Source organism: Pseudomonas xanthosomatis (assembly GCF_019139835.1).
Taxonomy (GTDB): domain Bacteria; phylum Pseudomonadota; class Gammaproteobacteria; order Pseudomonadales; family Pseudomonadaceae; genus Aquipseudomonas; species Aquipseudomonas fakonensis.
This window is the reverse complement of record NZ_CP077075.1, coordinates 4,359,706-4,386,359: the sequence shown is the minus strand read 5'-3', so window position 1 is coordinate 4,386,359 and position 26,654 is coordinate 4,359,706. Positions and strand designations below refer to the sequence as shown.

Genomic DNA, 26,654 nt, shown 5'->3' with positions numbered 1-26,654 from the left:
ACCGGCTGTGCCGGTGATCGCCGGCAAGCCGGCTCCTACAGGATCGCGCGAAGCCCGAACCAGGCGCCATACCTGTGGGAGCGGCTTTAGCCGCGAACACCGGCGAAGCCGGTGCCATCTAGCGCGGTGTCTGCTTCGCGGCTAAAGCCGCTCCCACAGGTGCCGGGGCGCGCTTGCGGCCGGAGTTCCCTGCGCGACAGCGCAGCCCGAAAGGGGGCGCTATGGCCGGGCCATCGCCCGCGCCACTTGCTCGAACGCCTGCTTCATCTGCTCGACCACCGCATCATCATGCTCGAACGACAGATACAGCCGCCCATACTGCGACGGCATCACCAGCACCCCCGCAGCGCGCAGCGCCAGGTGCAGCGCCTGGCTGAACGCGGCATCGCCGAACGCCAGGGCTTCGGCGTAAGTGGCGGGCGCACGCTGCGACGGCCAGATGGCGAACACGTTGCCATAGCCACTGGTACTGACGGCAATGCCCTGGGCGTGGAAGGCCGCCTGCAGCGCCCGGCGCAGCTCGTCGCCACGGGCGATCAGCGCACCGTAGTCGGCCTGGTCCAGCTGTTCCAGCGTCGCCAGCACCGCAGCGCAAGCCAGCGGGTTGCCGCTGAAGGTGCCGCCACGCAGTACCCGGCCCTCCTCGAAGCCTGCCAGCACATGGGGCTTGCCGACGATGGCCGACACCGGCACGCCGTTGCCGATGGCCTTGCCGACGCTGGCGATGTCCGGGTCCAGCCCGGCCTGCAGGCTGGCAAGCCCCGGGTACAGGCGAAAGCCCATCAGCACCTCGTCGGCGATCAGCAACGCGCCATGGCGACGGGCCACGGCCTGCACATGCTCAAGGTAACTCGGTGCGGCCATGATGCAGCCGGCGTTGGCCAGCATCGGCTCGAGGATCACCGCAGCAATGTCGGCGTCTTCGGCGAACAAGCGCTCGACATCCGCGAAGTCATTGAAGCGCAGCAAGGTGGTGCGCGCGGTGGCCGGGCGCTGGCCGTCGGCGAAGGCGGCCTGGGGCGAGCCGACATTGCCAAAGCTGACATCGTCGAACCAGCCGTCGAAGCCTGCGGCCATCTTGGCGATGCGCCCGCGCCCGGTGTAGGCGCGGGCGGCGCGGCAGGCCAGGTGCACTGCTTCGCTGCCCGAATTGGTGAAGATCACCTTGCTCATGGCGCCGGTGTGGGCGGCCAGCGCACTGGCGGCGGCATGCTCGCGCACGTGGGCCCAGGAGGGCGAGGCGGAGTCGCCCAGGGCTTCGGCGACCCGGGCGTTGACTTGGCCATCGGCATGGCCCAGCAGCACCGCGCCAAAGCCCAGAGCCGTGTCGATGTAGCGCTGGCCGTGGTCGTCCCAAAGATGGGCGCCCTTGCCGTTGCGGATGAACAGGGCCTGGCCGTCGAGCGGAGGCAGAATACGGGCGGCGCTGGAAACGTCGCCTACAAGGTTGCGCATATGGACCTCTGTGTCGTGGTGCCTCAGCGGGTGTTCCATGGGCTGCCTGCGAGCTTCTGTTCGAGGAAGTCGCGAAACGCACGGATTCGTGGGCTGAGGTGCTTGCGATTGGTGTAGATCATGTAGATCGGTTCGGTGCTGTCCTGCGCCTGGGCTTCGAGCAGCGGCACCAGGCGGCCTTCCTGGATGTCCTGGCCAACATGGAACTCGGCCAGGCGCACGATGCCGGCCCCGCCCAGGGCCAGGTCGCGCAGCAGGTCGCCCTGGGCGAAGGTGGCCTTGGGCACCACCGGCACGGTGATGGCCTGGCCCTCGACGCGAAAGCCCCAGGTGTTCCACACGCTGCTGAAACCGAACGAAAAGCAGGTGTGCTCCAGCAGCTGCGCCGGTCGCGTGGGCGTGCCGCAGCGCGCCAGGTACGCGGGCGACGCGCAGATCACCCAGCGGCTCTGGCCGATCTTGCGGGCGATGCGCGAGGAGTCGGGCAGCACGCCGCTGTGGATGGCCACATCCAGCCCCTGGTCGAACTGGTCGATAAACTGCGCGCCCACCTGAATGTCCACGGTCAGCCCCGGGTAGGCGGCCAGGAACTCCGGCAGCCAGGGGATGATCTGGTGCTTGGCGAAGGTGGTCATGGTGTGCACCCGCAAGGTGCCGCTGACCCGGGTGGGGAAGGCTTCGGCCAGCGAGTCGGCCTCGGCCATGGCATCGCTCACCGCGCGGGCGCTGACCAGGTAGGCAGCGCCTTCTTCGGTCAGGGTCAGGCTGCGGGTGCCGCGCTGGAACAGGCGCACCTGCAGGCGGTCCTCAAGGCGCGAGATCAGCTTGCTGATGGCCGACGGGGTCAGGCCGCAGGCGCGTGCTGCGGCAGAAAAATTGCCGTGCTCGGCGGCGCCGAGAAAGGCCAGCAGTTGCGAGTAGTTGTCCATGGCAGGCCTCCGTTGTTCAGCAGCATGCTGGCAGTGCGGCGTGGGGCTGGCAACCCGCGGCCCGCAGGCGCGCCGGGCAGGTTCAGTCAGCGGATGAACTGCTCGATGTAGTCGTCCGGCAGGCCCAGCGCCTTGTAGTGGGCGCGGGCGGTTTCCAGCTTGGTGAACACGTCCTCGTAACCCACCGCCACCCCTTGCGGGTCAACGTAGGTATAGCCGCCCTGCACGTGGAACCAGGTGATCATCTCTTCGACGTCTTCGGGCACGAACAGGGTGTGGGTTTCGCCTGGCGGCTCGTAGGCGAACGAGCCTTGCTCGGCGATCCAGTCGTGCTCCAGGTAGTACCAGCGGCCCTTGAGCACCAGTGCATGCACCCCGCCGGTATGGCGGTGGCGCGACAGCACGCCGCTCTGGCGTACCCGCAGCAGGTTGATGTAGTAGCCGCCGGACACGCTCAGCAGCAGCGGCTTGAACGACACCGAGGCGGTCACCGGGACCCACAGCTGGTCGTCTTCGAGCCATTTGTCGAGCACGCCCGGGTGGACCATGTCGGGCGACATGAACGGCACTTGCGGCAGTTGGTAAGGGATGGCCAGTTCGTCAGGCTTGGGGGCTACGTTAGCGGCTACGGTCATGGGAGCTTCCACATTGGTTTCTTGGATTGCCCGGCCTGTGAGGGCCGGGGTGCAGTCAGGTTAGGGCTGCGAAATCGGGTAAAAAAGAGCACGTCCGGCACAGTGGCTGTGACCTGCGGTCACGGCACAATGGGCGGGCAAAGGGCTCAGGCGTTGGGCGCGGGCAGGTCATCGAAGTGCAGCGCGCTGCGCCGGGCCGACAGCGCCGGCTGGCGTATTTGCAGGTAGCTGCCGATGGCCACTAGCACGGCGGTCAGCCCCAGAGTGCTGAGCAACTCGGCACGTTGCCCGGGGAAGGCCGCCATCACCACGAACACCCCGGCAATGAAGGCGATGGTCAGCAGGGTCAGCCAGGGGAACAGCCACATGCGCACCTCCAGCGGCCGGCCCAGCGCCACCAGCTTGCGGCGCATGCACAGCTGGGTGACGGCGATCACCAGGTACATCAGCAGGGCCAGCGCGCCGCTGGTGGCCAGCAGAAACTGGAACACCTGGGCCGGCAGCAGGTAGTTGGCTGCCAGTGCCGCCAGGGCGGCCAGCGAGGTGAGGGCGACCGCCAGCACCGGCACACCCTGGCCGGTTGTGCGCGCCACCGCCGCCGGCGCATCGCCACGCCGGGCCAGCGACCAGGCCATGCGCGAGGCGGTGTAGATCGCCGAGTTCAGGCAACTGGTCACCGCCACCAGTACCACGATGCTCATGATGCCCGGCGCCCAGGGGATGTTCATCGCGTTCAGCACCGCCTGGTACGAACCCTGCGCCAGCCCCGGGGCGTTCCACGGGATCAGGCACACGACCACGAACATCGAGCCAAGGTAGAACAGGCCCAGGCGCCACACCACCGCGCGAATCGCCTTCTTGATGTTGGCCTTGGGGTTGCGCGATTCGGCCGCAGCGATGGTCACCACCTCGCTGCCCTGGAAGCTGAACATCGCCGTCAGCAACGCAGCGACAATGGCCACGTTGCCCTTGGGGGCAAAGCCGCCGTTGGCCCACAGGTTGGCTACACCGCTGACCGACGAGCCGGGCATCAGGCCGAAAATGGCCAGCACCCCCAGCACGATGAAGCTGACGATGGCCAGCACCTTGAACAGCGACAGCCAGTACTCCAGGGTACCGAACGAGCCGACGCTCAAGCTGTTGCAGCCAATCAGCACCAGGGTGATGGCGAACGCCGTGAGCGCGTGGGGCAGGCCCAGCCAGTCGCCGAGGATGTTGCCGGCCACGATCGCCTCGATGGCGATCACCAGCACGTAGAACCACCAGTACAGCCAGCCGATGGAAAACCCGGCCCAACGGCCGATGGCCTGGTCGGCGTAGGAGGAGAACGAGCCGGTGTCCGGCCGCGCCGTGGCCATTTCACCGAGCATCTGCATCACCAGCACCACGATCGCCGCCGCGATCACATAGGCCACCAGCACCGCCGGCCCTGCGGCGGCGATGGCATTGCTCGACCCCACGAACAGGCCGGCGCCGATCACCCCGCCAATCGAGATCATCGTGACCTGCCTGCCCTTCAAGCCAGTCCCCAGCTTGTTGTTTGTCTTGTCTTGATCGCCACGCATCGGCTTGCACCTCGGTTGCACGCTTGTTGTTGTCATGGGCCATCTACGGGCCTTGGTTGACTACGTTAAGCGGCAACGTCGAGGGGGATTAGGGGGCAGCGCGGCACAGCAGGTATGACGAGCGTTCACAGCAAGCAGGCTGCGCGGCGTTGCACCGCGCAGCCAAGGGGCTCAGCGTGGCAGCGAAACCCGCGCCAGTTCAGCGAAGTAACGCGCACCGGTTTCCAGAATGCGGTCGTTGAAGTCGTAGCTGGCGTTGTGCAGCGGCACCGAGCCGTCCTCGCCGGCGGCGCCGTTGCCGATGAACACGAAGTTGCCCGGCACCTGCTGCAGGAACGCGCCGAAGTCCTCGGAGATCATCATCGGCTGCACCTCGGCATCCACTGCCGCCTCGCCCACCACGTTGCGCGCCGCCTGCACGGCAGTGGCAGTGTTCGCCGGCCAGTTCACCGTGGGGGCGAACTCGTGGCTGTACTTGAAGCTGCAGCTAGCGCCATGGGCTGCGCAGATGCCCTGGCAGATCTGCTGCATGCGTTGCGCCAGCAACTGCTGGACTGCCGGGTGGTAGCTGCGGGTGTCGCCCTTGAGGGTGACGTGGGTAGGGATGGCGTTGCGGATGCCGTCGGTGAGGAACTCGGTGCACGACACCACCGCCGGCAGGCTCGGGTCGACATTGCGCGCCACCACGGTTTGCAGGGCCAGCACGATCTGGGCGCCGATCACCAGCGGGTCTATGCCCATGTGCGGGCGTGCTGCATGGGTGCCACGGCCTTGGATATGGATGACGAAGTTGTCCTCGCTGGCCATGATGCCGCCGCTGCGGGTGGCGATATGCCCGGCGGGCATGCCGGGCATGTTATGGGCGCCGTACAGCGCATCCACCGGGAAGCGCTGGAACAGACCGTCGGCCATCATCGCCTTGGCGCCGCGACCATGTTCTTCGGCGGGCTGGAAGATAAAACGCACGGTGCCGTTGAAGTCGCGCCGCTCGCACAGCAGTTTGGCCGCGCCCAGCACCATGGCCATATGGCCGTCGTGGCCGCAGGCGTGCATCTTGCCCGGGGTGCAGGAGGCATGGGCACGCTGCCCGGCCTGCTCGTGGATGTTCAGCGCGTCCATGTCGGCGCGCAGGCCGATGCAGCCGGGGCCGTCGCCTACCGTGAGGCTGGCCACTAGGCCCGTGCCGCCGATGCCTTCGTGCACTTCAAGGCCCAGGCTGCGCAGGATGCGCGCCACCTCGGCGGCAGTGTTGAACTCCTCGAAACCGGTTTCCGGGTGGCGGTGGAAGTTGCGGCGCCAGGTGGTGAGTTGCTGTTGCAGAGAAGGTGTGGACATGCCAGTGGTTCCTGTGGGCTTGCAGATTGGAATGCGTACCCTGTGGGAGCGGGTTTACCGCGAAGGCGGCAGTGAGGCCGGCATCGCCTTCGCGGGTGAACCCGCTCCCACAGGTTTTGTGTTTCAGCTCTGGGCAGGCGTTGCCGGCATGGGTTCGGTGCTGTCGTGCTGGCTTGTTTCCTGCCGCCACACCACGCTCTCGGCCAGGTACCGGGTGCGATACCCACTGCGCACGCCGAAGTGGTAGAACCCCAGCGCCACCAGCGCCACGGCCAGCATGTCCCAGCCCTCACCGAGCACGCCGATACCGCCGAACGCCTGGCTACCCAGGTACGACAGCAGCGCCATCGCCGGCATGGCCAGCACCACCACGGCGCCGATGATCCAGGCCAGAATGGCCGCAGGCCCGGCAATCGCCGAGGCGTGCCAGGCGCCGAACAGCCAGCCGGACCCGATGATCGAGCCGAGGCCGGTGAGCATCAGCGACCAGGGGCCGATGCTGCGTTGGGTTGTCTGCATGGGGTGTCTCCGTTGTTCTTGTTGTGTGGAGCGAGGGCCTTGTCGGCCCGCGCTTTCGTGCAGATAACGGTGCGTGTGAGCGGGCTTGCCCCGCGATACCGGCGCAGCCGGTGCCATCGATCGCGGGGCAAGCTCGCTCCCACGAAATCACCTCAATCGGTCAATGCGCCGCATCACCCCCAGGCCTGCTGGCGCTGCAGCACCGACTCGGCGCTCTCATCCACCAGCTCGGCATACACCCCCGGCGCCGTGGCCCCTTCGGTGCTGATCAGCAGCACCCGCGACTGGCCATCCAGCCCGACCTGCGCTGCCAGTTCCGGCGAACCCACCAGCCGTGCCAGCCCCGCCAGCCCGGCCACCGCCGACTCACCGGCCACCATCGGAATATCCCGCTCGCTGCCGCGAGCCAGCCGGCGCATGGCATCGACCGCCTCGTAGTCGTGAATGGTCATGAAAAAGTCCACGCTCGGCTGCAAAAAGCGCCAGGCCAGCGGCGAGGTTTCACCGCAGGCAAGCCCGGCCATCACGGAGTCCACCGAACCGGTGGCGGTGGCCGCCTTGCCGGCGATGGCGCTCTGGTACAAACAGTCGGCTTGCTCGGGCTCAACCATGACCAACACCGGGCGCTGCTCGCCAGACTGCTCCCACAGGTAGCTGGCGATACCCGCCGCCAGGCCGCCCACGCCGCCTTGCAGGAACACATGGGTGAATGGCTGGGCATTGGCCTCGAGCACTTCGGCGGCAATGGTGCCGTAGCCCTGCATCACATCGCGGGGGATGGTTTCGTAACCGTCGTAGGAGGTGTCGGACACCACCAGCCAGTCATTGGCCTCGGCCAGGGCGGCGGCGTGGGCCACCGACTCGTCGTAGTTGCCGCGAATGCGCACGATCTGTGCGCCATAGGCGGCGATAGCCTGCTCGCGTTCGAGGCTGACGTTGGCGTGCAACACGATCACGCAGCGGCAGCCGATGCTTTGCGCGGCGGCGGCCAGGGCCTTGCCGTGGTTGCCGTCGGTGGCGCTGATCACGCTGAAGCCGGCCAGTTGCGCAGCGTGCTGGCCGGCGAACAGCCCGGCGGCGCAGAAGCTGTGTTCAGGGAAGCTGCGCAGGATCAGGCGTACCAGGGCGATGGGCGCACCCAGGGCCTTGAAGCTGCCCAGCGGCGAGCGCACCGACTCGTCCTTGACCAGCAACTGGCCGATGCCCAGCTCGGCGGCCAGGTCGGGCAGGCTGTACAGCGGGGTGCCGGCGGCGCGCAGTTGTGGCCAGTGCGCCAGCCACTGGCGGCTTTCAGCGGCGCTGGCGATGCTCATCACCTCGCGCAGTGCCGCGGGGTAGGGCTGGCGGGTGGCGTTGGGGTTGGCGTACAGCATGGGGTGGCTCCTTTTTCGAAGGCAAAGCGCGGGCGTGCCGCCGGGGAGGGCGGGCGCCAATGTGTTTGATTCAATGGTCCTGTGTAGGAGCGGCCTTGTGCCGCGAATGGGCTGCGTAGCAGCCCCAGTATCTCGGTATCCCGCAAGATTGCCGGGGCTGCTACACAGCCCATTCGCGGCACAAGGCCGCTCCTACAGCGCCGGCTAGCGGTGTTTATCCAACCGCCGCGCCACCACCTCCAGCAGCACCTGCGCACCCTCGAGCAACTGCCCGTCATCGGTATGCTCGCGGGGGTTGTGGCTGATGCCGCCACGGCTGGGCACGAAGATCATCGCCGCCGGGGCGATGCGCGCGATCATCTGCGCGTCGTGGCCGGCGCCGGAGGTCATGCGCCGGTAACTGAGGCCCCGGCGCTCGGCGCAGGCCTGGATCTGATCGGCCAGCGTTGCATCGAATTGCACCGGCTCGAAGCGCACCAGCTGTTCGGTGTCGACACTGACGCCTTCCTCTTGCGCCAGCTGGCGCAGCAATTGTGCCAAATGCGCTTCGGCCTGTTGCAGCTTGTGCTCGCTGGGGTCGCGCAAATCGACGGTGAAGCTGGCGCGGCGCGGGATCACGTTGATCACATTGGGCTCGAAGCTCATGCAGCCGACTGTGGCCAGAGTGCTGCCGCTGGCCTTGGCGAAGCGGCGCAGCTCGCTGACCACGGCGCTGGCCACGTAGCCTGCGTCATGGCGCAGGCGGGTAGGGGTGGTGCCGGCATGGTTGGCGTTGCCCTTGACCGTCACCTGCTGCCAGGAAATACCCTGCAGGTTTTCCACCACGCCAATCTGCACGCCTTCGGCCTCGAGGATCGGGCCCTGCTCGATATGCAGCTCCAGGTATTCATGGGGCACGATGGCGCCCGGCTCAAGCTCACCGGCATAGCCGATCCGGCGCAGTTCGTCACCCAGGCGGGTACCGTCGGTGCCGAGCGTATCCAGTGCCTGCTGCACATCGAGGCCGCCGGCATGCACCAGCGAGCCCATCATGTCCGGCTGGTAGCGCACGCCTTCCTCGTTGGTGAACGCCGCCACACAGATCGAGCGCGCAGGCAGCACGCCTGCTTCGCGGTAGGCGCGCTGCACGGCCAGGCCCGCCAGCACGCCGTAGCAGCCATCGAGGGCGCCGGCGTTGGTGACGCTGTCGATGTGCGAGCCCATCATCAATGGCGCGGCCTCACCGGGCACGCGCAGGATGCCGAAAATGTTGCCGATACGGTCGACCTGCACCTCCAGCTCAAGCTCGTGCATCCAGGCCACCAGCTGATCGCGGCCGGCTTTTTCGGCGTTGGTGAGGGCGATGCGGGTGCGGCCACCGTTGACCGGGTCGGCGCCGATCTGGCCCAGGGTATGTATCTGCTCCAGCAGCTTGGGGCCGTTGAGGTGCAGTGGTGGCATGGGGATTCTCCGGGGCAAAGGGGCGATCGAGAGAAATGGTATTCCCCTGTCGCGTATTGGAATCTTGATTTTTGGGGTGAAAGCGTAATTTGATTTCACTAGCCACCGCTTTCATGCAGCCTCTGCAGGAGCCGGCTTGCCGGCGATTGGCCCCACACCCAACCCAAGAGCCCACCCCATGCCCCTCGACCCCTTCGACCGCGCCCTGCTCGACGCCGTGCAACGCGATGCCACCACCTCGCAGATCGACCTTGGCGCCGAGGTGAACCTGTCCAGCGCCGCCGTCAACCGTCGCCTGAAAAAGCTCGCCAGCGACGGCGTGATCCAGCGCACCGTGGCCCAGCTCGACCCGGTGCCGCTGGGCTACACCCTCACCGTCATCACCGAGGTGGAGGTGGAGAGCGAGCGCCTGGATTTGCTCGACGCCATGAAGCGCACCTTCATGGCCTGCCCGCAGGTGCAGCAGTGCTACTACGTGGCCGGCGAGTGCGACTTCGTGCTGATCATGCTGGTGCGCGACATGGGGCAGTACACCGAGCTGACCCGCGAGCTGTTCTTTGAAAGCAACAATGTGAAGCGCTTCAAGACGCTGGTATCGATGAGCAATGTGAAGACCGGGATGCAGGTGCCTGTCGACTGAACGACCCCCCCTGTAGGAGCCAGCTTGCCGGCGATGAGGCCGTCAGCCAATCATTGAACATCCGCCCCCCCATCTGTAAGGAATGCCGTACCCGCATGGATACCGAAACCATCAAACAGCGCCTGGCCCGCCCGGCCACCCGCCTGATCGCTGGCGGCTTTCGCCCCGCCCACACCGACGACGAAAGCTGGCTGGGGCGGGTGTTCCTGTTTCGGCCCGATGAAGGCATCCCGCTAAACAGCGCAGGCGAGCATATGCTGCCCTATGCCCAGCTCTTCCTGCCGGGCCTGTCCCATACCAGCTCCGCGCTGGCAGGCACCCGCGTGCTGACCCTGTTCATCAGCCGGGAGTTACCTGACGAGTTCGAACCCATGGGCGACAACTGGCTGATTCGCGAGTACGGCTTGAATGAGGTGCTTGTACGTAAGGAGCTGGCGGTGCCTGGCTCGTTCTTGAAGCCATTCCCGCTCAAGGCCGAGGTGCTGGCCGAGGACTACCCCTTGTGGGAGGACGGCGGTATTCCGTTGGACGTGGAGGAGGCCGTGCATGCCTTGGAAAAGGCAGGCAGCCTGGACAGTTACCACGACCTGATCACCCATTGCCATGAGCACAAGATTGGTGGCTACCCGTCTTATTGCCAGGCGGGCGTGCATGTCGGTGACGGTTTCGAGTTCGTCTTGCAGATTTCCTCGGACCCCAAGATCAATCTCAATGTGGTGCACGGCGGCAGCCTGATGTTCTGGAAGCACCCGGGTACGGGGCAGTGGGCGATCTACTACGACTTCTATTGAAAACGCTGCAGGGTCATCTGTAGGAGATCACCCAGCCCTTTGGGCTGCGCTGTCGCGCAGAGAACAGAATTCGTAAGGGCGCCACATACCCTGTGGGAGCGGGCTTGCCCGCGAACACCGGCGAAGCCGGTGCCAGACACCGCGTCGTCTGCTTCGCGGGCAAGCCCGCTCCCACAGGGGCCGCGGCGGGCTCGTGCCCAGTTCTCTGCGCGACAGCGCAGCCCGAAAGGGCTGGGTAATCTCCTACAGGCGATCAGCGGCGCGGCTGGCGCCATGCAACGCGCCCGTGCTTGCTGTATCGTGCGCCCCGACCTGCCCGAAAGAACCCCGCACCCATGAACCGCCGCAAGAAGATCAACCAGCTGCTCAAGGCTCACGCCAAGAAGGCCAGCGCCAAGCTGGCGCCCAAGAGCAAGGACAAGTACATCTGCAAGGCCGAGCGCCAGCGCCTGGCTGACGAAGCCGCCGCCCAGGTAACCGCGCCTGCTGAAGGATGAAGCCATGACCAGCGCACCGTTCCAGCCTTTCGCGCAGTTGGCCGGTGAACTGCTGGCCTGCTTGCCTGCAGGCAATACGGACGGCTCTCACGACCTGTCCCACATCCAGCGGGTCTGGGCCAATGCCCGGCGCATCCAGGCCGTGGAAGGCGGCGACCTCGAAGTGCTGCTGGCGGCCACCGTACTGCACGACTGCGTGGCCGTGGAAAAAGACTCGCCCCTGCGCGCCCAGGCTTCGACGCTGTCGGCTGAGCGGGCGAGGGTGATCCTGTCCGGGCTGGGCTGGCCGACGGCACGCATCGAACAGGTGGCCCACGCCGTACAGGCCCACAGCTTTTCTGCCGGCATCGAGCCGCTGACGCTGGAGGCGAAAATTCTTCAAGACAGCGACCGCCTGGACGCCATCGGCATGGTTGGCGTAGCCCGCTGTTTCTATGTGTCCGGGCGCATGGCGCGGGCGCTGTACGACGCCGAAAACCCTGCTGCCGAGGGCCGGGCGTACCAAGACGACACCTTTGCTATCGAACACTTCCACACCAAGCTGCTGAAACTGGCCGAAGGCTTCACAACCTGCGAAGGTGCGCGCCTGGCGGCGCAACGGCATGGGCGGTTGCAGGTATTTCTGGATGGGTTCATGGATGAAATCGGCGTGACCGCCGCTCCCGAGCATTGATCAAGTACCGAACAAGGACAGCCAAGCCCTATGGATATCGAGTTTCGCGGCAACGACCAACATGACAACCCCAGCGGCGGCCTGTGCGATGAGTACCAGGTCAGCGCCATCGCCAGCTTCACCGAGCTGAACGACGCCTATCACACCCTCGCCGCCAAGCACCCTGGCTGCCGGCCATTGTTCACCCTCGATGACCGCCACCAGGCCCGCTACACCTCGGGCCACGCACGCAACAATCTCGCCCTGGATACCGCCACCGACGACGAAATCGCCAGCTTGCCGGCTGAGTGCTTCGAGGACGGCGAATACCTCGGATACCTGAACACCAAACCCGAGTTCGGCATTTGCCTGCGCAACTTCCTGGCGTTGGTAGCGCCGGTTACGTTTGCAGACGCCTGCGCCCACGGGCTGGTGCTGGATGAGCCGGCGTTGCAGGAGTGGGTGGGCTATCAGGCGCGCCCGCTGGCCCTGCTCGACCAGCCCATGTCCGCGCTGATAGTGCCGGTTACCCAGGGCCGTGATGCGTTGGCGGCGTTCCCCAATGGTTACTTCACCAGCGACCTTGACCCTGCGCAGAACTACGCCGTTGCGCGGCACCTGGCGCTGGCACAGGGTTACGAGCTGATCGGAGTGGGCGCGGCGTATCTGGGCTTTTTGCGGGCGGAGCCTGCAAGTGCGCAGGTGGCGCAAGCAGTGGCGCAGGATTTGTGCGCGCTGTACAACGTTGCCGATGAGCAACGCGAGGCGCTGACTGCGGTGTTTGCCGGGGCTATCGATGGGTGGCAGCATCTGTGGGTGCGTTATGTGGAATGAGATCGCTGCGGGAAAATGAGGAGCAGGGGCTGGCGCTGTACGTGTAGGAGATCACCCAGCCCTTTGGACTGCGCTGTCGCGCAGAGAACTGGGCACGAACCCGTCGCGGCCCCTGTGGGAGCGGGCTTGCCCGCGAACACCGGCGAAGCCGGTGCCAGACACCGCGTCGCCTGCTTCGCGGTGGTTCGGCACCCCGACAAGCCCGCTTCCCACAGAGACCGCGGTACATCTGCGAGACCAGTTCTCTGCGCGACAGCGCAGCCCGAAAGGGCTGGGTTATCCCCTACAGCGAGAGCACTTCGACCACCCCCTCGAACTCGGCCATCGCATCCTCGACAGCCCCCATGAAGTAGTCCAGCGACGGCCGATCGAACAGCAACTGCAACGCCCCACCGGTATTCACCACGATCACATTGATCCGCGCCGCCGAGGTTTGCGCCACGCTGCCCACGGCGAACGCGCCTTCGCGCAAGTCCACCCCGCACAGCTTGGCCATCACCGCACTGGCCTGCTCGCCGGCCAGTTGCAGCCAGGCGTGGCTGTCCTGGCGCGGCAGCAGGTAGTTGCGCGTTTTGTCATCCAACACCCATTGCGCTTCCAGCGCCGCTACCGGCGCGCCGTGGTCGGCGAGGGCGCCGAGCAGCAGGTACTCGGTCTGCGACAACCGCGCCACCCAGGCGCCGTCGCCCTGGCGCTCGGCCTGGTTGGGCTGCGCCGGCAGGTGGTAGCCGCGGGCCTGCAAGTAAACGGCGCTGTCGGCGCCGCGAAACCCTGCCCGGGCCACGGCGGTCAGGTCGGTGAGGGTGCAGGGCTGCATCAGCACGGCTCGCGGGCTGCGTTCAGCAAAGCCATCGGCTTTTAACAGACTGGTCATCACTCACACCTCCTGACGGGTATTTTCGGGGTCGTAGAACGGCAACTGCACCACCTGCGCCTGGACGATCTCGCCGCCCTCCACGCGAATCGGGATGTGCATGCCGGGGGTGGCCTGGCTTGCGCCTGCGTAGGCCAGGCCGATGATGCGGCCGAGGGTTTGCGAGTACTCGCACGAGGTGACGTTGCCGCTGATATCCGCCCCGTCCAGCACCAAGTGGCCCTCCAGCGGCAGGCTGGCGCCCTTGGGCAGGGTGAAGCCGACCAGTTTGCGCTTTAGTGGCTGGGCCTCGAGCACCTCGAGGGTGCGCTTGCCGACGAAGAACGGCTTCTTGCGGCCGATCGCCCACTGCATGTCGATTTCGCCGGGGTGGGTCATGCCGTCGGTGTCCTGGCTGATGATCACGTGGCCTTTCTCCAGGCGCAGCAGGCGCTGGGTCTCGACGCCGAACGGGCGGATGCCTTCGCCGGCACCGGCCTGCATCAACGCGTCCCACAGTTGCTCGGCGTAACGCGCCGGCACATGCACCTCGTAACCCAGTTCACCGACAAAGCCCACACGCAGGATGCGCGCCGGGATGCCGGCCACCGTGCCCAGGCGCGCGCCCAGGTAGGGGAAGGCCGCAGCCGACAGCTCGACGTCGTCGCACACCTTGGCCAGCACCTGGCGCGACAGGGGGCCGGCCAGGTTCACCGCAGCCAGGGCGGCGGTGACGTTGGTGATGTCCACGTCCAGGCGCCACTGGGCGTTCCACTTGAGCATCTGCTGGTAGATACGCTCGACGCCGCTGGTGGTGGCGGTGACGTAGAAATGCTGCGCGCCCAAGCGTGCGCACACCCCATCATCGATCACCACGCCATGCTCGTTGGTCATCAGCGCGTAGCGCGTGCGGCCGACCGCCAGCTTGGCAAAACCGAAGGTGTACAGCCGCTCCAGCAGCTCGGCGGCATCCGCGCCGCGCACGTCCAGGCCACCGAGGGTGGACACGTCGATCAGGCCGACTTTCTCGCGCACCTGGCGCGCCTCGGCCTGCATGCAGGCGTCGCGTTCGCCGGGCTTGCCATAGTAGGCCGGGCGCTGCCAGATACCGGCCGGCATCATCTTCGCGCCGGCCTGCACATGGCGCCGGTGCATCGGTGTTTGCCGGTACGGGTCGAAGGCGCGGCCGGCCACATGGGCCAGTTTCTCGGCCTGAAACGGCGGGCGCGCGGTGGTCACGCCGGTTTCGCTAATGCTGCGGCCGGTGGCCTGGGCCACCAGGCGCGCGGTGGGCAGCGCCGAGTGGCGGCCTTGCGACGGGCCCATGCCGACGGTGGAGAAACGCTTGACCAGCTGTATGTCGCGGTAGCCGCTGCGGGTGGCGTTGACGATATCGCGCACCTGCAGGTCTTCATCGAAGTCGACGAAGTCCTTGCCCTTGGGGTGGGGGAAAATCGGCCACGGGAAGTTGACCTTGGCCTCGGGGCCGAAGGTGCCCAGGGCCGGGGTGGCCAGGCCCAGCGCAGCCAAGGCTTCGGCGGCCGCACGGGTGGCGTCGGTGAGCACGTTATCGAGCAGGTGGCGGCCGTTGACGGAGCCTGCGATATCCAGCCCGGCGGGCAGGCCGCTGATGGCGAACTCGTCGCGGTTCACCTCGTAGGCCAGCTTGCCACCAGCTTGGCACGGCAACTGGTACACCGGCATGTAGCCGGCCGACATGCACAACAAGTCGCAGCTGACCCGAAGACCCTGCGGGCCGACCTTGCCCTGGCCTGTGATCGGGCGAATGTCGGCGCCGCTCACATGGCGCATGCCGTTTTCGTGCAGGGCCTCGTACACGGTGCTGCCCAGGTGCACGGGGATGTCGCGGCGCTTGAGCTCGGCGGCCAGTGCCGGGTCGGCGCTGGCGGCGCGCATGTCTACCACGGCGGCGACGGTGACGCCTTGCTCCTGCAGGTCGAGGGCGGCCAGGTAGCCGTCGTCGTGGCCGGTCAGCAACACGGCGCGCTGGCCGGGCTTGACCGCATAGAGCTTCATCAGGCGCTGGGCGGCGCTGGTCAGCATCACCCCGGGCAGGTCGTTGTTGCGAAACACCACCGGTTGGTCGAACGAGCCCGCCGCCACCAGGCAGCGGGTGGCGCGCACCTTGTACATGCGTTGGTGCTGGATCACCGGCAGGTAGTTGTCGGTGAACCAGCCGTTGCAGGTGGCCTGGCACAGCACCTGGATGTTCGGGTGGCCGTCGACGGCGGCCAGCAGCTCGTGGCGCAGGCTGGCGGCGCGGCTGCCGGCAATGTCGAAGCGGGCGTAGTTCAGCGAACCACCCAGCACCGGCTGTTGTTCGACCAGCAGCACCTTGGCCCCGGCGTTGGCGGCATCCAGCGCGGCGCGCAGGCCGGCGGGGCCGGCGCCGATCACCGCCACATCGACGAACAGGTAGGCCTTGTCGTAGTACTGCGGCTTGAAGCCCAGGTTCAGCACGCCCAGGCCGGCCTTCTTGCGGATCAGCGGCTCCCACACCTTCCACATGCCCTTGGGCTTGTAGAACGAGCGGTAGTAGAAGCCCACCGGCATGAAGCGCGAAAACTTGCCCAGATAAGCGTCGCGGTCGTTGTCCAGGCTGCCGTTGAAGTTCTGCCCCTCCACCACCTGGCCGTCTTCGACGGCGTGCAGGTCGGCCAGCACGTTGGGCTCCTCGGGCAGCTGCACCAGGGTGTTGGCGTCCTGCCCGGCCAGGCTCAGCGGGCCGCGCGGGCGGTGGTACTTGAACGAGCGCGACAGCAGCCAGCGGCCGTTACCCAGCAGGGCGCTGGCGATGCTGTCGCCGGCAAAACCCTGGTAGCGGTTGCCATCGAAACTGAAACTCAAGGGCCGCTCGCGGTCGATCAGCAGGCCCATGGGCGCGGGGAGGCGAGTGTGGCTGTTCATCCGGCAATCTCCGGGCTGGCGGCGGGGGTAAAGTCGACGCGGCGGTCGAACACTTCTTTGGGGTCGAAGGTGCGCAGCACCTGGTCGCTGACGGTGTGGCGCTCGGCCAGGAACCAGTAGCTGGAGGCGTTGTGCAGCCACCACTCGGTGACCACGCCGGCCAGGTTGTCGCTGTTGAACACGTAGTCGGCCCACTCGCTGTCGCTGCAGCTGGCCGGGTCGGGCATTGGCTTGAACTCGCCGCCGTAGGTGAATTCGCTGATGTTGCGCGGGCCGTTCAAGGGGCAGGTGAGGATCTTCATCGGTGTGCTCCTTAGTGGCTGGCCGCAGTGGCGCCCATTTCGTTGACCTGCTGGAAGCGGCTGAAGCGTTCCAGGGCAAACGGGGCGATCAGTTCCGGCACCTTGCCGCCGCTGGAGACCAGCTCGGCCATGGTCTTGCCGCAGATCGGCGTGGCCTTGAAGCCCCAGGTGCCCCAGCCGGCGTCGAGGTAGTAGTTGTCCACCGGCGACAGGCCCATGATCGGGCTGTAGTCGGGGGTCATGTCGGTGCTGCCGGCCCACTGGCGCATCAGCTTGGCGTTGGCCATGAACGGGAACATCTCGATGGCGTGGGCCAGCAGGCTCTCTTTCAAGTCCAGGGTGGAGCGGGTGTTGTACAGCGGGTAGGGGTCGGAGCCGCCGCCGAAGACGATCTCGCCGCGGCTGGTCTGCTGCACGTAGCAGTGCAGCGCCGAAGAGCTCACCAGCGGGTCGAGGAACGGCTTGAACGGCTGGGTGACCATGGCTTGCAGCGGGTAGGTGTGGATCGGCGCGCGGATGCCGGCCTTGGCCAGCAGCAGCGAGCTGGCTCCGGCCACCGCCTGCACCACGCAGCCGCACTGCACGGTGCCGCGGTTGGTCTTCACCGCCTCGATGCGGCCATTGCGAATCAGCAGGTCCTGCACTTCGGTCAGTTGGTGAATTTCCACCCCGCGCTTGGCCGCCTGCTTGGCGTAGCCCCAGGCCACGGCGTCGTGGCGGGCGGTGGCGCCGTCGATGTGCCACAGGCCGGCCAGCACCGGCAGGTGGCCGGGGTCCAGGTTCAGGCTGGGCACCAGCTCGCGGATCTGCTGGCGGTCGATCATCTCGGTGCGCCCGCCAAAGTGCTTGTTCACCTCGGCGCGCTGGCGGAAGGCGCGCACGGTTGCGTCGGTGTGGGCCAGGGTCAGTTGGCCGCGCTCGGAATACATGATGTTGAAGTCGAACTCGTTGGACAGGTTCTGGAACATCCGCACGGATTCGGCGTAAAAGCGCACGCCCTCGCTGGTGAGGTAGTTGGAGCGGATCACCGCGGTGTTGCGTGCGGTGTTGCCGCCACCTAAATAGGCCTTTTCCAGCACGGCGACATTGGTGATGCCGTGGTACTTGGCCAGGTAGTAGGCAATGGCCACGCCGTGGCCGCCGCCGCCGATGATCACCACATCGTAGCGTGGCTTGAGGTCGCAGGGCGGTGGCAGGTCGACTTCCACCGGGTAGTCGGCGCTCAGGCCGTGTTTCAGCAGGGCGAAGGGCATGGGGTGCGCTCCTGGTGGGCGGCCTGTTGCTGCAGGTCGAGGGCGAGCAGGGTGTTTTTCATCAGGTAGGCGATGGTCATCGGGCCGACCCCGCCGGGTACCGGGGTGATGGCGCTGACCAGGGGCAGGGCGGCGGCAAAGTCGACGTCGCCAACCAGGCGGCTGCGCCCGTGCTCCTCGATGCGGTTGATGCCGACATCGATCACCACCGCGCCAGGCTTGAGCCAGGTGGCGTCGATCAGCCGTGGCTTGCCGACTGCTGCCACCACGATATCGGCCTGGCGGCACAGCGCCTGCAAGTCGCGGCTGCGCGAATGCACCACGGTCACCGTGCAGTCGGCCTGCAGCAGCAGGGCGGCCATGGGTTTGCCGACGATGTTCGAGCGGCCCACCACCACCGCGTGCTTGCCGCGCAGCTCGCCACAAGCGTCGCGCAACAGACGCATGCAGCCGCTGGGGGTGCAGGGGGTGAGCACGTCGCGGCCCTGGGCCAGGCCGCCGACGTTCTGGCTGTGGAAGCCGTCCACGTCCTTCAGTGGGTCGATGGCTTGCAGCACGCAGTGTTCGTCGATGTGCGCCGGCAGTGGCAGTTGCACGAGGATGCCGTTGACGCCTGGGTCGCGGTTCAGGCGCTCGATCAGGGTCAGCAGTTGGGCCTGGGTGGTGTCTGGCGGCAGGCGGTGTTCCAGCGAGCGAATGCCCACCTCCTCGGCGCGCAGCACCTTGTTGCGCACATACACCTGGCTGGCCGCATCCATGCCCACCAGCACCACGGCCAGGCCCGGTTGCAGGCCGTTGTCGCGCAGGCTGCTGACTTGCTCGCGTACCTCGGCCAGCACCCGCGCCGCGGTGGCCTTGCCGTCGATCAGCTTGACGCTGGGGATGGCGTTCATTTGAAGATCACCGTGCGGTCGTGATTGAGGAACACGCGGTGCTCGAGGTGGTACTTGACCGCACGGGACAGGGCGATGGTTTCGGTGTCGCGGCCGATGGCCACCAGGTCGTCAGGGGCGTAGGCGTGGTCCACGCGTTGTACTTCCTGTTCGATGATCGGGCCTTCGTCGAGGTCGCTGGTGACGTAGTGGGCGGTGGCGCCGATCAGCTTCACGCCACGCTGGTAGGCCTGGTGGTAGGGCTTGGCGCCCTTGAAGCCGGGCAGGAACGAGTGGTGGATGTTGATCGCCTTGCCGCTGAGCTGGCGGCACAGGTCGTCGGACAAGATCTGCATGTAGCGCGCCAGCACCACCAGCTCGGTGCCGGTTTCCTCGACGATGCGCATCAGCGCGGCTTCCTGCTCGGCCTTGGTCTCTTTGCTCACCGGCAGGTAGACGAAGCGGATGCCCTGGCGCTCGGCCATGGCGCGCAGGTCGAGGTGGTTGGACACCACGGCGGTGATGGTCATGTCCAGCTCGCCCTTGGCGTGGCGGTACAACAGGTCGCTCAGGCAGTGGTCGAACTTGCTCACCATCAGCAGCACGCGCATCGGTTTGGCGCTGCTGTGCAGGCTCCAGTCCATGTCAAAGCGCCCGGCCACGTCGGCAAAGCCCGCTTCCAGTTGCGCGGTGTCACCGCTTACGCCGGTGTTGTAGCGGAACACCGCACGCATGAAGAAGCGGCCGTTGTCCTCATCGTCGAACTGCGCCATTTCGCTGATGTAGCAACCTTGCTCGGCCAGGTAGGTGGTCACCGCGGCGACGATGCCGGACACGGCCGGGCAGCTGACGCGCAGGATGAAATGGTCGGGAGCGGGGTGCATGAAAGTGTCCTCGTGACGGGGAGAGTGGGGCAGGGCTGGCACAAGGGCGAAAGGAGGTGGTGCTGAGTGTTTTCTTGGTAGGAATATAAATTTCCTTTTGCGGATTTATAGGCGAAGTGACGGGGTGGGGTCCAGCGGTTTGTGAAATTTTTTTTCGTAACAGGAAAGCGATCCGCAACGCGCCCCCTGTAGGAGGCCACCCAGCCCTTTGGGCTGCGCTGTCGCGCAGAGAACTAGTCTCGCAGATGTACCGCGGCCCCTGTGGGAAGCGGCCTTGTGTCGCGATGGGCTGCGCAGCAGCCCCGGCAATTTTGCATGAGGCTGAGCCTTGGGGCCGCTTCGCGCCCCATCTCGACCGGACGGCGCCCCGGCAAGGCCGCTTCCCACGGGAGCCTTGTTAAATCAATGAGTTGCAGTTTGTTCTATGAGAGCCGGCTACAGGATTGCGCAATGCCTGCGCCAAACGCTGGCAGCTACGCCACCCGCTCCAGCACATCCAGCAACTCGACGAACTCTTGCGCCAGCCGGTGCTTCGGTGCCAGGTGCACCAGCGGCACCGCCGCCTCGTGCGACTCGCGCATCTTGATCGAACTGCTCAGGTACACCGGCAGCCCCTCGCCACGCAACTGCTCCACCAGGGTTTGGTGCAGGGCGGTGCGGCCGGCGAACTGGTTCACTACCACCCCCTCAACCTGCAATGCCGCGTTGTGGTCCTGGCGCAGCTCTTGCACCTCGGCCATCACCGCGTGCAGCGCCTGGCGCGAGAAGCTGTCGCAGTCGTAGGGAATCAGCAGCCGCTCGGCCGCCACCAGTGCGCTGAAGGTGTAGAAGTTCAGCGCCGGCGGGGTGTCGATGTAGATCCGCTCGTAGTCCGCCGACAGCTCCACCAGCAGCTTGCGCAGCTTGTTGATCTTGAACTTGCTTTGCAGCTTGCCCTGCAGGTCGGCAAGGTCGGGGCTGGCGGTGATCAGGTGCAGGTTGGCGTAGCGGGTTTCGGTAATCGCCACGCGGTGTTTCTTGCCGGTGGCCGGGTTGGGGGCCAGGGTCTGGCGGAAGAAGTCGGCAATACCGGACGGTATCGCTTCACCGGTGAAGCCGGTGAGGTGCCGTGCCAGAGCGGTTTTGCTCTATGCTCGTGGTTTCATTGAGTGCAAGGAGGCCGTCATGGGCATGCGAGGCAAGGACCGCCAGGTCGACAACATCGAGTTCAACGTGGCTGACATCGCCCGTAGCAAGGCGTTTTACGGCCAGGTATTCGGTTGGGCCTTCACCGACTACGGGCCCACCTACAGCGAATTCAGCGACGGCCGCCTCACCGGCGGGTTCACCACCGGCGAGCCAGTGCGGCCAGGCGGGCCGCTGGTCATTGTGTATGCCGACGACCTGGCTGCAACCCAGCGCCGCGTCGAAGCGGCAGGGGCGCGCATCAGCCGGGCCGTGTTCGCCTTCCCTGGCGGGCGGCGCTTTCACTTCATCGACCCGGATGGCTACGAGTTGGCGGTGTGGTCGGCAGACTGACCGTTCAACTGCCGCCGCCGGCTCCGCCCGAGCTGCCACCGCTGCCACCCGTGCCGCCGGACGAGCCGGGTGTAGAAGGTGTGCCGCGCCCGGTACCGGGGTTGCCGGCATCGGGTGCGCTGCGGCTGCCGCCCGGGTTGCCGACGTCGGGCGTGGTGCGCCCGGTGCCCGGGTTGCCAACGCCGTTGCGGCTGCCATCGCCGCTGCCCATGCCGTCACCCGGCACGCCTGAGCCGCTGGGGCCATTGCGGTCGATGGTGCCGGTGCCGGGCAGTTGCTGGCCGGGCACGCGGTTGCTGTCGTTCATGTCGGTCGCCGCCAGGGCGAGCGGGGCGCTGGCACCCAGGCACAGAGCCAGGCACAAGCTGTGAAGGTGATGGCGTTTCATGATGTTCTCCGGTTCAGCTGATTACCTAAGTTGTGGCAAGTCACCCTGAACCGGGGTGCCCGCGCCGCGACGGGCGGCAGGCTGGGTCAGCGCGGTTGTTCCATGTTCTCAAGCTCGATGTTCACTTCACGCATGCGCTGCTCGACGATGGCCTGCACCTTCGGGTCGTTGGCGCTTTCGCGCATCAGCCCGGTGAGCTTTTCGCCCAGGCGTTTGCCTTCTTCGGTGTCTTCCAGAGCTTTGGCCTTGGCCGGGTCGCGGGTGGCCTCGATGATCAGGGCGAACTCCTGGTCATTGAAGTTCTTCTCGCTGTACAGGCGGTACAGGTCCTGGCGCTGGTCCTCGACGGTGAGGTGCTTGCGCAGCACTTCGCGAATCTGCTCTTCCGGCACCTGGCGGTGGGTCATGGCCAGCAGCTTGGCCATGCGTTCGATGTTGTGGTCGTAGGCTTCCTGCAACGGCAGGCTGGCGACGATCTGTTGTTCGCGGCTGGGTTTCTGGTCGCAGGCGGTCAGGGCGGTGAGCAGCAGCAGGGGCAGCAGGTGTTTGCGCAGAACAAGCATGGGGTAGGGGCCTTGGGCACGGTTCAGGTCGGGGAGTGTACTGCAAGCGCCAAGCCACTGGCTCAACTTGATAGACAAAGCCCTGAGGCGCTGGCCGCGAGCACCTTGATCCACGACTTGTCGATGGCTGATCCGCCCGTTCGCCGACAAGGGCCTGGACTGCCCGCTGACCCAGGCCTACTACGTGGTGTATCGCCCGGAATGCGCGGCACTGGCCAGGGTCAAGGCGTTCCGCCAGTGGTTGCACGACGAGGCCCGCGCTACACCAGCAGCGCCGACCACGCCGACACCAGCAGCACCCCCGCCAGGCTCTGGTTGAACAGCCGCAGCGCCCTGGACGAGCGCAGCCAGCGGGCGCTGCCGGCCCCCAGCAAGGCCCACACCGCCATGCACGGCACTGCCACCAGCAGGAATACCAGCGCCAAATGCCACACCGGCAGCAGCGGGGTGGCGAACACGCCGATCACCGCCACCGCCATCAGCCACACCTTGGGGTTGACCAGTTGCAAGGTGGCCGCGCTCCAGGCGCTGAAGCCACCGGCATTGCCAGCCTGCAGCGGCTCGCCGGCAGCGCGCAGCATGCGCCAGGCCAGCCAGCTGAGCCACAGTACCCCGCCCCAACTCATCAGTTGCTGGGCCAGCGGATGGCGCAGCAGCACTTCGCCCAGGCCCAAGCCCACCAGCAGCACGATGGCCGCCGCAGCGCCGCAGGCGGCCAGCATCGGCGCCAGGCTGGCACGCAGGCCGTGGTGGGCGCCCTGGGCGAGGATCAGCAGGTTGGTCGGCCCGGGGCTGATGCTCGAGGCAAGGGCGAACAGCAAGAAGGGCAGCAAGGTGTGCGACATGATCAAGGCTCCGATGGATCGAAGCGCCATGTTGGCCGGTGCCGCCGGTTCAGTCTGGAAGGTTTGAGCAGCGCCTGCGGTAGTCCGCCGGGGTCAGCCGGAACGCCCGGCGGAACCAGCGCCCCAGGTGGCTCTGGTCGGCAAAGCCCAGGGCCATGGCCACCTGCGACGGCGTCTGGCCGCGGGCCAGCAACTGCCGCGCCCGGGCCAGGCGCAGCTGGATCAGGTAGGCGTGCGGCGCCAGCCCGAACGCAGCTTTGAAAGCCCGGGTCAGGCGAAAGCGGTCCACGCCGCACACCCGCGCCAGCTCTTCCAGGCCGATGTCCTGGTCCAGGTGCGCATGCAGGTAGTCGCGGGCCACCTGAGCGGTCAGCGGCAGGCGCGGGTCGGGGTCCAGGCGTTTGCGCCACTGCAGGTGGCCGGTCAGGCAGGCCAGCAGGTCGTCCAGTGCGGTCTGGCGGACGATACGCAGCTCCTGCTGGTGCACCGACTGGAAGGCGCGCACCGTCGCCCCGGCCAGCCTTGCATCGCAGTGCAGGGTGGCGGCGAAGCTGGGCAACGCGCCTGAGGGGGCGTGCTCGAACAGCGTGCGCAGTTCGGCTTCCAGCCACAGGGCGTCGAGGTACAGGGTGGAGTAGGTGAAGCCCTCGTCGGTGGGTGCCAGGCCGTCGTGCAGGTCGCCAGGCTCGAGCAGGAACACCTGGCCGGGCGTGCTCTGATGGCGTACCCGGCGGCAGTTGAACTGTTGCACGCCTTGTTCGGTGACACCGACCAGGAAGCTGTCGTGCCAGTGCGGGTCGTAGGCGTGGCCGGTGAAATGCGCACGGACCGACTCGATGCCGGTGTCGGCGTCTTGTCTGAGGTCGATCCAGTGGCTCATGGGGGCGGGTGTCGTAGGTGGAAAGTGATTACCTTAACCCAGCTTGGCGGGCAGGTCTGGAACGAATGTGCAGGCCGACGTGAACCTTTGACTGAACGCCGCGCGGCGTGGCACGGGCTTCGCCCGTGTTCGCGGGCAAGCCCGCTCTCATAGAACAAACTACAACTCATTGATTTAACACGGTTCCTGTGGGAAGCGGCCTTGCCGGGGCGCCGTCCGGTCGCGATGGGGCGCGAAGCGGCCCCAAGATCTCGACTTCATGCAAAATTGCCGGGGCTGCTGCGCAGCCCATCTCGACCGGACGGCGCCCCGGCAAGGCCGCTTCCCACAGGGCGCGGCGCATCTGCGAGACCAGTTCCCTGCGCGACAGCGCAGCCCGAAAGGGCTGGGTAATCTCCTACAGGGATCGCGCCAAGCCCAAACCCGGCACGGTAGCTGTAGGAGCCGGCTTGCCGGCGATCACCGGCACAGCCGGTGCCATACACCGCGTCAAGCGCTAAACCAATGGGCTGCTCAGAACCGCAGGTCCATCGCCACTTCGAAGGTCCGCGGTGCACCCATGTAGTACTGGGTGTTGTAGGCCTGCTTGGCATACACCTGGTCGGTCAGATTGCGCACCCGCGCGGTGAGCGTGGTGTGGTTGTCCAGGCGATAGCGGGCAAAGGCGCCGAACAGGGTGTAGGCCGGGGCTTTCAAGGTGTTGGCGTTGTCGGCGTAAACCGAGTCGACGTAGCGCGCATCGACCCCTGCCGCCCAGTTGGTCGTGAAGCTATAGGTCAGCCACAGGTTGCCGACGTTGGCCGGCACGTTCACCGGTGCATTGCCCTTGCGCGACACCGACACGCCGTTGACCGCTTCGTTGAAGGCATCGTAGCGGGCTTGAACGTAGGCGTAGTTGGCCTCGGCCAGCAGCTTTGGCGTCACCTGCAGACGCCCGGCCAGTTCGATACCGCGCGAGGTCTGCTGGCCGGCTTGCACGCTCTGGTTGGGGTTGTTGGAGTCGGCCACGGCAAAGTCCTTGCGCACGATGTGGTACACCGCGACGGTGCCCGCGCCCCGGCCGTCGAGGAAGTCGAACTTGCTGCCGGCCTCCCATTGCTCGCCCTTGGACAAATCGAACAAGCCGACGTTGGAGTAGGTGGCCGCCGCCAGGGAGCCGGCGGGCAGGTCGGCGGCGGTGCTGTACTGCACATACAGGCTGGCCGACGGGGTGAGCGCGTAAGTCAGGCCCGCGCGCCCGGACAGCGGCTCCCAGCGCCGTTCGAAGTAGGCCGGCGCCGTGGCGCTGACGGGGCCGTAGTTGGTCACCTGCATGTCCAGGTAGTCGTAGCGCAGCGCGGTAAGCAGGGCCAGACGGTCGGTCAGCTCCAGGCGGTTCTCGGCGAACAGTGCGCGGTTGGTGGTTTGGTGGCGGCGCTGTTTCTTCAGGCCGCCGTTCACCCCGGGGATGTCGTCGAAGCTGCCGGGGTCGAAGTGCTCGGGGTCCACCGTGTCGCTCCAGCTGCCGGAGGTGGGGTAGAGGCTCTGGCGCATGTGCGACCAGTCCAGCCCCAGCGACCACTGGCTGGCCAGGCCGAACAGCTGGTTGTCGTGGCGCAGCTCGATGCGCTCGCCCAGCACGCTCTGCTGGTGGCGTTGCAGGTAGGGGCCGGAGCGCACCACGTCGCCTGCGCCGTTGTAGCGGTAGCGTTCGAGGTTGCGGTAGTCGCGCTGGGCCTCGTACTGGTACAGCGTGCTGTGCAGGCTGGTGCTGTCGCTGACCTGGTAGTCGAGCATCGAGCGCAGCCAGCGCACGCGCTGCTCATAGCGCCCGTCGGCGACGTTGTAGTTCTCGAAGCGCCGGCTTTTGTCGATCTTCATGGTGCTGCGCCCGGGCAGGATGGGAGAGCCCCAGTAGGGGCTGTCTTCCCGGTCCTGCTGATACTCGATGGCCAGGGTGTGGGTGAGCGCCGGGGTGAGGTCGCTGAGCAGCGAGAAGGCCAGGGTGTCGCTTTCGCGCCGGTTGCGGTCGATATAACCGTCGCCCTGGTTGTGGCTGAAGTCCAGGCGGGCGAAATGGCGCGCATCGGCGGGGTTGCTGGCCAGTGCCTGGTTGATGCCGAAGGCGTATTCACTGTCGTCGTAGCTGGCGTAGCGCAGGCGTGCGTCGACGGTTTGCGTGTCGCGGCTGGCGAGCTTGCTGATGTAGTTGATCGAGCCGCCGACGGCACCGGCGCCGTGCAGGAACGACGACGGCCCGCCCAGCAGCTCGACGCGGTCGATCACCCAGGCGTCCACCGGCCGGGTGGCGCTGCTGTAGCCAAGGTTGATGCCGTTGTACAGCTGGGTCACCTGGTTCTGGGTGAAGCCACGGTAGGTGACGAAGCCGCCGTAGCCGGGGTTGGCCGAGGCGTTGACGCCGGTCATGGCGTTGATGATGTCCTGGGTGTCCTTGGCATCGCGCTGCTCGATCACGCGGCGGTCCGAGACGCTGACCGAAGCGGGTGTCTGGCGGGCGCTCAGGCCCAGGCGCGAGCCGGTTTCTATCGGTGTGTCCAGTTGCACGCCGGAGGGCGCTTCGCGTTCACCGTCGACGGTGGTGGCGGTCAGTTCGACTGGGGCGCTTTGCGCCCAGGCACAGCTGCAGGTGGCGCTCATCATGAGCACCAGGGAGGTGTTGCGGATCATCGTGCGGGTTCCACGCAAGGGTTAGGGCAAGCCTGG

General features: G+C 66.6%; 25 protein-coding genes and 1 pseudogene. 6 read left to right on the top strand and 20 right to left on the bottom strand.

The features are described from left to right. Positions 1–219: 219 nt before the first annotated feature. From KSS93_RS19255 to KSS93_RS19220, 8 genes are all read right to left on the bottom strand, one after another. Entirely contained in the window at positions 220–1,455 is a 1,236-nt protein-coding gene (locus KSS93_RS19255) for an aspartate aminotransferase family protein (protein WP_217885545.1), read from the bottom strand. Positions 1,456–1,478: 23 nt separating this feature from the next. Beyond that, positions 1,479–2,384 carry a LysR family transcriptional regulator gene (locus KSS93_RS19250; RefSeq protein WP_217885544.1) on the bottom strand — a complete coding sequence of 302 codons (906 nt, stop codon included), beginning with the start codon at positions 2,382–2,384 and terminating at the stop codon, positions 1,479–1,481. Positions 2,385–2,470: 86 nt separating this feature from the next. Next, the gene (locus KSS93_RS19245; protein WP_217885543.1) at positions 2,471–3,019 is read right to left on the bottom strand and encodes a 2,4'-dihydroxyacetophenone dioxygenase family protein; all 549 of its coding nucleotides are present in this window, start codon (positions 3,017–3,019) and stop codon (positions 2,471–2,473) included. A gap of 146 nt (positions 3,020–3,165) precedes the next feature. Beyond that, entirely contained in the window at positions 3,166–4,584 is a 1,419-nt protein-coding gene (locus tag KSS93_RS19240; RefSeq protein ID WP_217885542.1) for an amino acid permease, read from the bottom strand. Positions 4,585–4,755: 171 nt separating this feature from the next. Continuing rightward, positions 4,756–5,919 (bottom strand): M20 aminoacylase family protein, encoded by a 1,164-nt coding sequence (locus KSS93_RS19235; RefSeq protein ID WP_217885541.1) that lies wholly within the window; start codon positions 5,917–5,919, stop codon positions 4,756–4,758. A gap of 123 nt (positions 5,920–6,042) precedes the next feature. Next, positions 6,043–6,438: a hypothetical protein gene (locus tag KSS93_RS19230; protein ID WP_217888813.1), complete on the bottom strand. Its 396-nt coding sequence runs from the start codon at positions 6,436–6,438 to the stop codon at positions 6,043–6,045. Positions 6,439–6,611: 173 nt separating this feature from the next. Then, on the bottom strand, positions 6,612–7,811 hold the full coding sequence (locus KSS93_RS19225; protein WP_217885540.1) for a diaminopropionate ammonia-lyase: 1,200 nt from the start codon (positions 7,809–7,811) through the stop codon (positions 6,612–6,614). 204 nt (positions 7,812–8,015) lie between these two features. Beyond that, positions 8,016–9,251 (bottom strand): Zn-dependent hydrolase, encoded by a 1,236-nt coding sequence (locus KSS93_RS19220; RefSeq protein ID WP_217885539.1) that lies wholly within the window; start codon positions 9,249–9,251, stop codon positions 8,016–8,018. Between the two features lie 178 nt (positions 9,252–9,429). Between KSS93_RS19220 and KSS93_RS19215 the strand changes: the two genes are divergently transcribed. From KSS93_RS19215 to KSS93_RS19195, 5 genes are all read left to right on the top strand, one after another. Beyond that, positions 9,430–9,891, top strand: coding sequence for an Lrp/AsnC family transcriptional regulator (locus KSS93_RS19215; protein WP_217885538.1), 462 nt, complete (start codon positions 9,430–9,432; stop codon positions 9,889–9,891). A gap of 95 nt (positions 9,892–9,986) precedes the next feature. After that, complete coding sequence (locus KSS93_RS19210) at positions 9,987–10,682, top strand: YwqG family protein (protein ID WP_217885537.1); 696 nt, start codon at positions 9,987–9,989, stop codon at positions 10,680–10,682. A gap of 335 nt (positions 10,683–11,017) precedes the next feature. Then, the gene (locus KSS93_RS19205; RefSeq protein ID WP_217885536.1) at positions 11,018–11,179 is read left to right on the top strand and encodes a DUF2986 domain-containing protein; all 162 of its coding nucleotides are present in this window, start codon (positions 11,018–11,020) and stop codon (positions 11,177–11,179) included. Between the two features lie 4 nt (positions 11,180–11,183). After that, positions 11,184–11,852: an HD domain-containing protein gene (locus KSS93_RS19200; protein ID WP_217885535.1), complete on the top strand. Its 669-nt coding sequence runs from the start codon at positions 11,184–11,186 to the stop codon at positions 11,850–11,852. Positions 11,853–11,882: 30 nt separating this feature from the next. Continuing rightward, a complete protein-coding gene (locus tag KSS93_RS19195; protein ID WP_217885534.1) occupies positions 11,883–12,665 on the top strand; it encodes a hypothetical protein in 783 nt (260 codons plus the stop codon). A gap of 283 nt (positions 12,666–12,948) precedes the next feature. Here KSS93_RS19195 and KSS93_RS19190 read toward each other — a convergent pair whose 3' ends face one another. The 7 genes and pseudogenes from KSS93_RS19190 to KSS93_RS19160 form a co-directional block, all read right to left on the bottom strand. Next, positions 12,949–13,539 (bottom strand): sarcosine oxidase subunit gamma, encoded by a 591-nt coding sequence (locus KSS93_RS19190; protein ID WP_217885533.1) that lies wholly within the window; start codon positions 13,537–13,539, stop codon positions 12,949–12,951. Positions 13,540–13,542: 3 nt separating this feature from the next. Beyond that, positions 13,543–16,446 carry a 2Fe-2S iron-sulfur cluster-binding protein gene (locus KSS93_RS19185; RefSeq protein WP_217885532.1) on the bottom strand — a complete coding sequence of 968 codons (2,904 nt, stop codon included), beginning with the start codon at positions 16,444–16,446 and terminating at the stop codon, positions 13,543–13,545. Beyond that, positions 16,443–16,748, bottom strand: a complete 306-nt coding sequence (locus KSS93_RS19180) for a sarcosine oxidase subunit delta (RefSeq protein ID WP_217839244.1) — start codon at positions 16,746–16,748, stop codon at positions 16,443–16,445. Before KSS93_RS19180 ends, KSS93_RS19185 begins: the two co-directional genes overlap by 4 nt. Positions 16,749–16,759: 11 nt before the next feature. After that, positions 16,760–18,001 (bottom strand): FAD-dependent oxidoreductase, encoded by a 1,242-nt coding sequence (locus KSS93_RS19175; RefSeq protein ID WP_217885531.1) that lies wholly within the window; start codon positions 17,999–18,001, stop codon positions 16,760–16,762. Continuing rightward, positions 17,983–18,894, bottom strand: a complete 912-nt coding sequence (gene folD / locus KSS93_RS19170) for a bifunctional methylenetetrahydrofolate dehydrogenase/methenyltetrahydrofolate cyclohydrolase FolD (protein WP_217885530.1) — start codon at positions 18,892–18,894, stop codon at positions 17,983–17,985. The genes KSS93_RS19175 and folD overlap by 19 nt, the downstream gene beginning before the upstream one ends. After that, positions 18,891–19,757 carry a formyltetrahydrofolate deformylase gene (purU, locus tag KSS93_RS19165; RefSeq protein WP_217885529.1) on the bottom strand — a complete coding sequence of 289 codons (867 nt, stop codon included), beginning with the start codon at positions 19,755–19,757 and terminating at the stop codon, positions 18,891–18,893. The genes folD and purU overlap by 4 nt, the downstream gene beginning before the upstream one ends. A gap of 473 nt (positions 19,758–20,230) precedes the next feature. Beyond that, positions 20,231–20,836, bottom strand: a pseudogene (locus tag KSS93_RS19160) (ParA family protein); the annotation flags it as partial. 85 nt (positions 20,837–20,921) lie between these two features. Here KSS93_RS19160 and KSS93_RS19155 point away from each other — a divergent pair. Next, positions 20,922–21,275, top strand: coding sequence for a VOC family protein (locus tag KSS93_RS19155; RefSeq protein ID WP_217885528.1), 354 nt, complete (start codon positions 20,922–20,924; stop codon positions 21,273–21,275). Between the two features lie 4 nt (positions 21,276–21,279). Here KSS93_RS19155 and KSS93_RS19150 read toward each other — a convergent pair whose 3' ends face one another. The 5 genes from KSS93_RS19150 to KSS93_RS19130 all read right to left on the bottom strand — a co-directional run bounded on the left by KSS93_RS19150 (position 21,280) and on the right by KSS93_RS19130 (position 26,618). Beyond that, positions 21,280–21,663, bottom strand: coding sequence for a hypothetical protein (locus KSS93_RS19150; RefSeq protein ID WP_217885527.1), 384 nt, complete (start codon positions 21,661–21,663; stop codon positions 21,280–21,282). Between the two features lie 86 nt (positions 21,664–21,749). Next, a complete protein-coding gene (locus KSS93_RS19145) occupies positions 21,750–22,226 on the bottom strand; it encodes a hypothetical protein (protein WP_217885526.1) in 477 nt (158 codons plus the stop codon). 260 nt (positions 22,227–22,486) lie between these two features. Further along, positions 22,487–23,071 (bottom strand): LysE family translocator, encoded by a 585-nt coding sequence (locus KSS93_RS19140; RefSeq protein WP_217885525.1) that lies wholly within the window; start codon positions 23,069–23,071, stop codon positions 22,487–22,489. A gap of 49 nt (positions 23,072–23,120) precedes the next feature. Beyond that, positions 23,121–23,951, bottom strand: a complete 831-nt coding sequence (locus KSS93_RS19135) for an AraC family transcriptional regulator (protein WP_217885524.1) — start codon at positions 23,949–23,951, stop codon at positions 23,121–23,123. A gap of 513 nt (positions 23,952–24,464) precedes the next feature. Then, complete coding sequence (locus KSS93_RS19130; protein WP_217885523.1) at positions 24,465–26,618, bottom strand: TonB-dependent receptor; 2,154 nt, start codon at positions 26,616–26,618, stop codon at positions 24,465–24,467. Positions 26,619–26,654: the final 36 nt, after the last annotated feature.

Excerpts from the sequence above, each read along its gene's own strand:
- KSS93_RS19255 (WP_217885545.1), bottom strand. The coding sequence starts at position 1,455 with ATGCGCAACCTTGTAGGCGACGTTTCCAGCGCCGCCCGTATTCTGCCT.
- KSS93_RS19180 (WP_217839244.1), bottom strand. The coding sequence starts at position 16,748 with ATGAAGATCCTCACCTGCCCCTTGAACGGCCCGCGCAACATCAGCGAA.
- KSS93_RS19215 (WP_217885538.1), top strand. The coding sequence starts at position 9,430 with ATGCCCCTCGACCCCTTCGACCGCGCCCTGCTCGACGCCGTGCAACGC.
- KSS93_RS19155 (WP_217885528.1), top strand. The coding sequence starts at position 20,922 with ATGGGCATGCGAGGCAAGGACCGCCAGGTCGACAACATCGAGTTCAAC.
- KSS93_RS19205 (WP_217885536.1), top strand. The coding sequence starts at position 11,018 with ATGAACCGCCGCAAGAAGATCAACCAGCTGCTCAAGGCTCACGCCAAG.
- KSS93_RS19150 (WP_217885527.1), bottom strand. The coding sequence starts at position 21,663 with ATGAAACGCCATCACCTTCACAGCTTGTGCCTGGCTCTGTGCCTGGGT.
- KSS93_RS19240 (WP_217885542.1), bottom strand. The coding sequence starts at position 4,584 with ATGCGTGGCGATCAAGACAAGACAAACAACAAGCTGGGGACTGGCTTG.
- KSS93_RS19145 (WP_217885526.1), bottom strand. The coding sequence starts at position 22,226 with ATGCTTGTTCTGCGCAAACACCTGCTGCCCCTGCTGCTGCTCACCGCC.
- KSS93_RS19195 (WP_217885534.1), top strand. The coding sequence starts at position 11,883 with ATGGATATCGAGTTTCGCGGCAACGACCAACATGACAACCCCAGCGGC.
- KSS93_RS19135 (WP_217885524.1), bottom strand. The coding sequence starts at position 23,951 with ATGAGCCACTGGATCGACCTCAGACAAGACGCCGACACCGGCATCGAG.
- folD (WP_217885530.1), bottom strand. The coding sequence starts at position 18,894 with ATGAACGCCATCCCCAGCGTCAAGCTGATCGACGGCAAGGCCACCGCG.
- KSS93_RS19185 (WP_217885532.1), bottom strand. The coding sequence starts at position 16,446 with ATGAACAGCCACACTCGCCTCCCCGCGCCCATGGGCCTGCTGATCGAC.
- KSS93_RS19250 (WP_217885544.1), bottom strand. The coding sequence starts at position 2,384 with ATGGACAACTACTCGCAACTGCTGGCCTTTCTCGGCGCCGCCGAGCAC.
- KSS93_RS19175 (WP_217885531.1), bottom strand. The coding sequence starts at position 18,001 with ATGCCCTTCGCCCTGCTGAAACACGGCCTGAGCGCCGACTACCCGGTG.
- KSS93_RS19210 (WP_217885537.1), top strand. The coding sequence starts at position 9,987 with ATGGATACCGAAACCATCAAACAGCGCCTGGCCCGCCCGGCCACCCGC.
- KSS93_RS19190 (WP_217885533.1), bottom strand. The coding sequence starts at position 13,539 with ATGACCAGTCTGTTAAAAGCCGATGGCTTTGCTGAACGCAGCCCGCGA.
- purU (WP_217885529.1), bottom strand. The coding sequence starts at position 19,757 with ATGCACCCCGCTCCCGACCATTTCATCCTGCGCGTCAGCTGCCCGGCC.
- KSS93_RS19220 (WP_217885539.1), bottom strand. The coding sequence starts at position 9,251 with ATGCCACCACTGCACCTCAACGGCCCCAAGCTGCTGGAGCAGATACAT.
- KSS93_RS19235 (WP_217885541.1), bottom strand. The coding sequence starts at position 5,919 with ATGTCCACACCTTCTCTGCAACAGCAACTCACCACCTGGCGCCGCAAC.
- KSS93_RS19225 (WP_217885540.1), bottom strand. The coding sequence starts at position 7,811 with ATGCTGTACGCCAACCCCAACGCCACCCGCCAGCCCTACCCCGCGGCA.
- KSS93_RS19140 (WP_217885525.1), bottom strand. The coding sequence starts at position 23,071 with ATGTCGCACACCTTGCTGCCCTTCTTGCTGTTCGCCCTTGCCTCGAGC.
- KSS93_RS19200 (WP_217885535.1), top strand. The coding sequence starts at position 11,184 with ATGACCAGCGCACCGTTCCAGCCTTTCGCGCAGTTGGCCGGTGAACTG.
- KSS93_RS19245 (WP_217885543.1), bottom strand. The coding sequence starts at position 3,019 with ATGACCGTAGCCGCTAACGTAGCCCCCAAGCCTGACGAACTGGCCATC.
- KSS93_RS19130 (WP_217885523.1), bottom strand. The coding sequence starts at position 26,618 with ATGATCCGCAACACCTCCCTGGTGCTCATGATGAGCGCCACCTGCAGC.
- KSS93_RS19230 (WP_217888813.1), bottom strand. The coding sequence starts at position 6,438 with ATGCAGACAACCCAACGCAGCATCGGCCCCTGGTCGCTGATGCTCACC.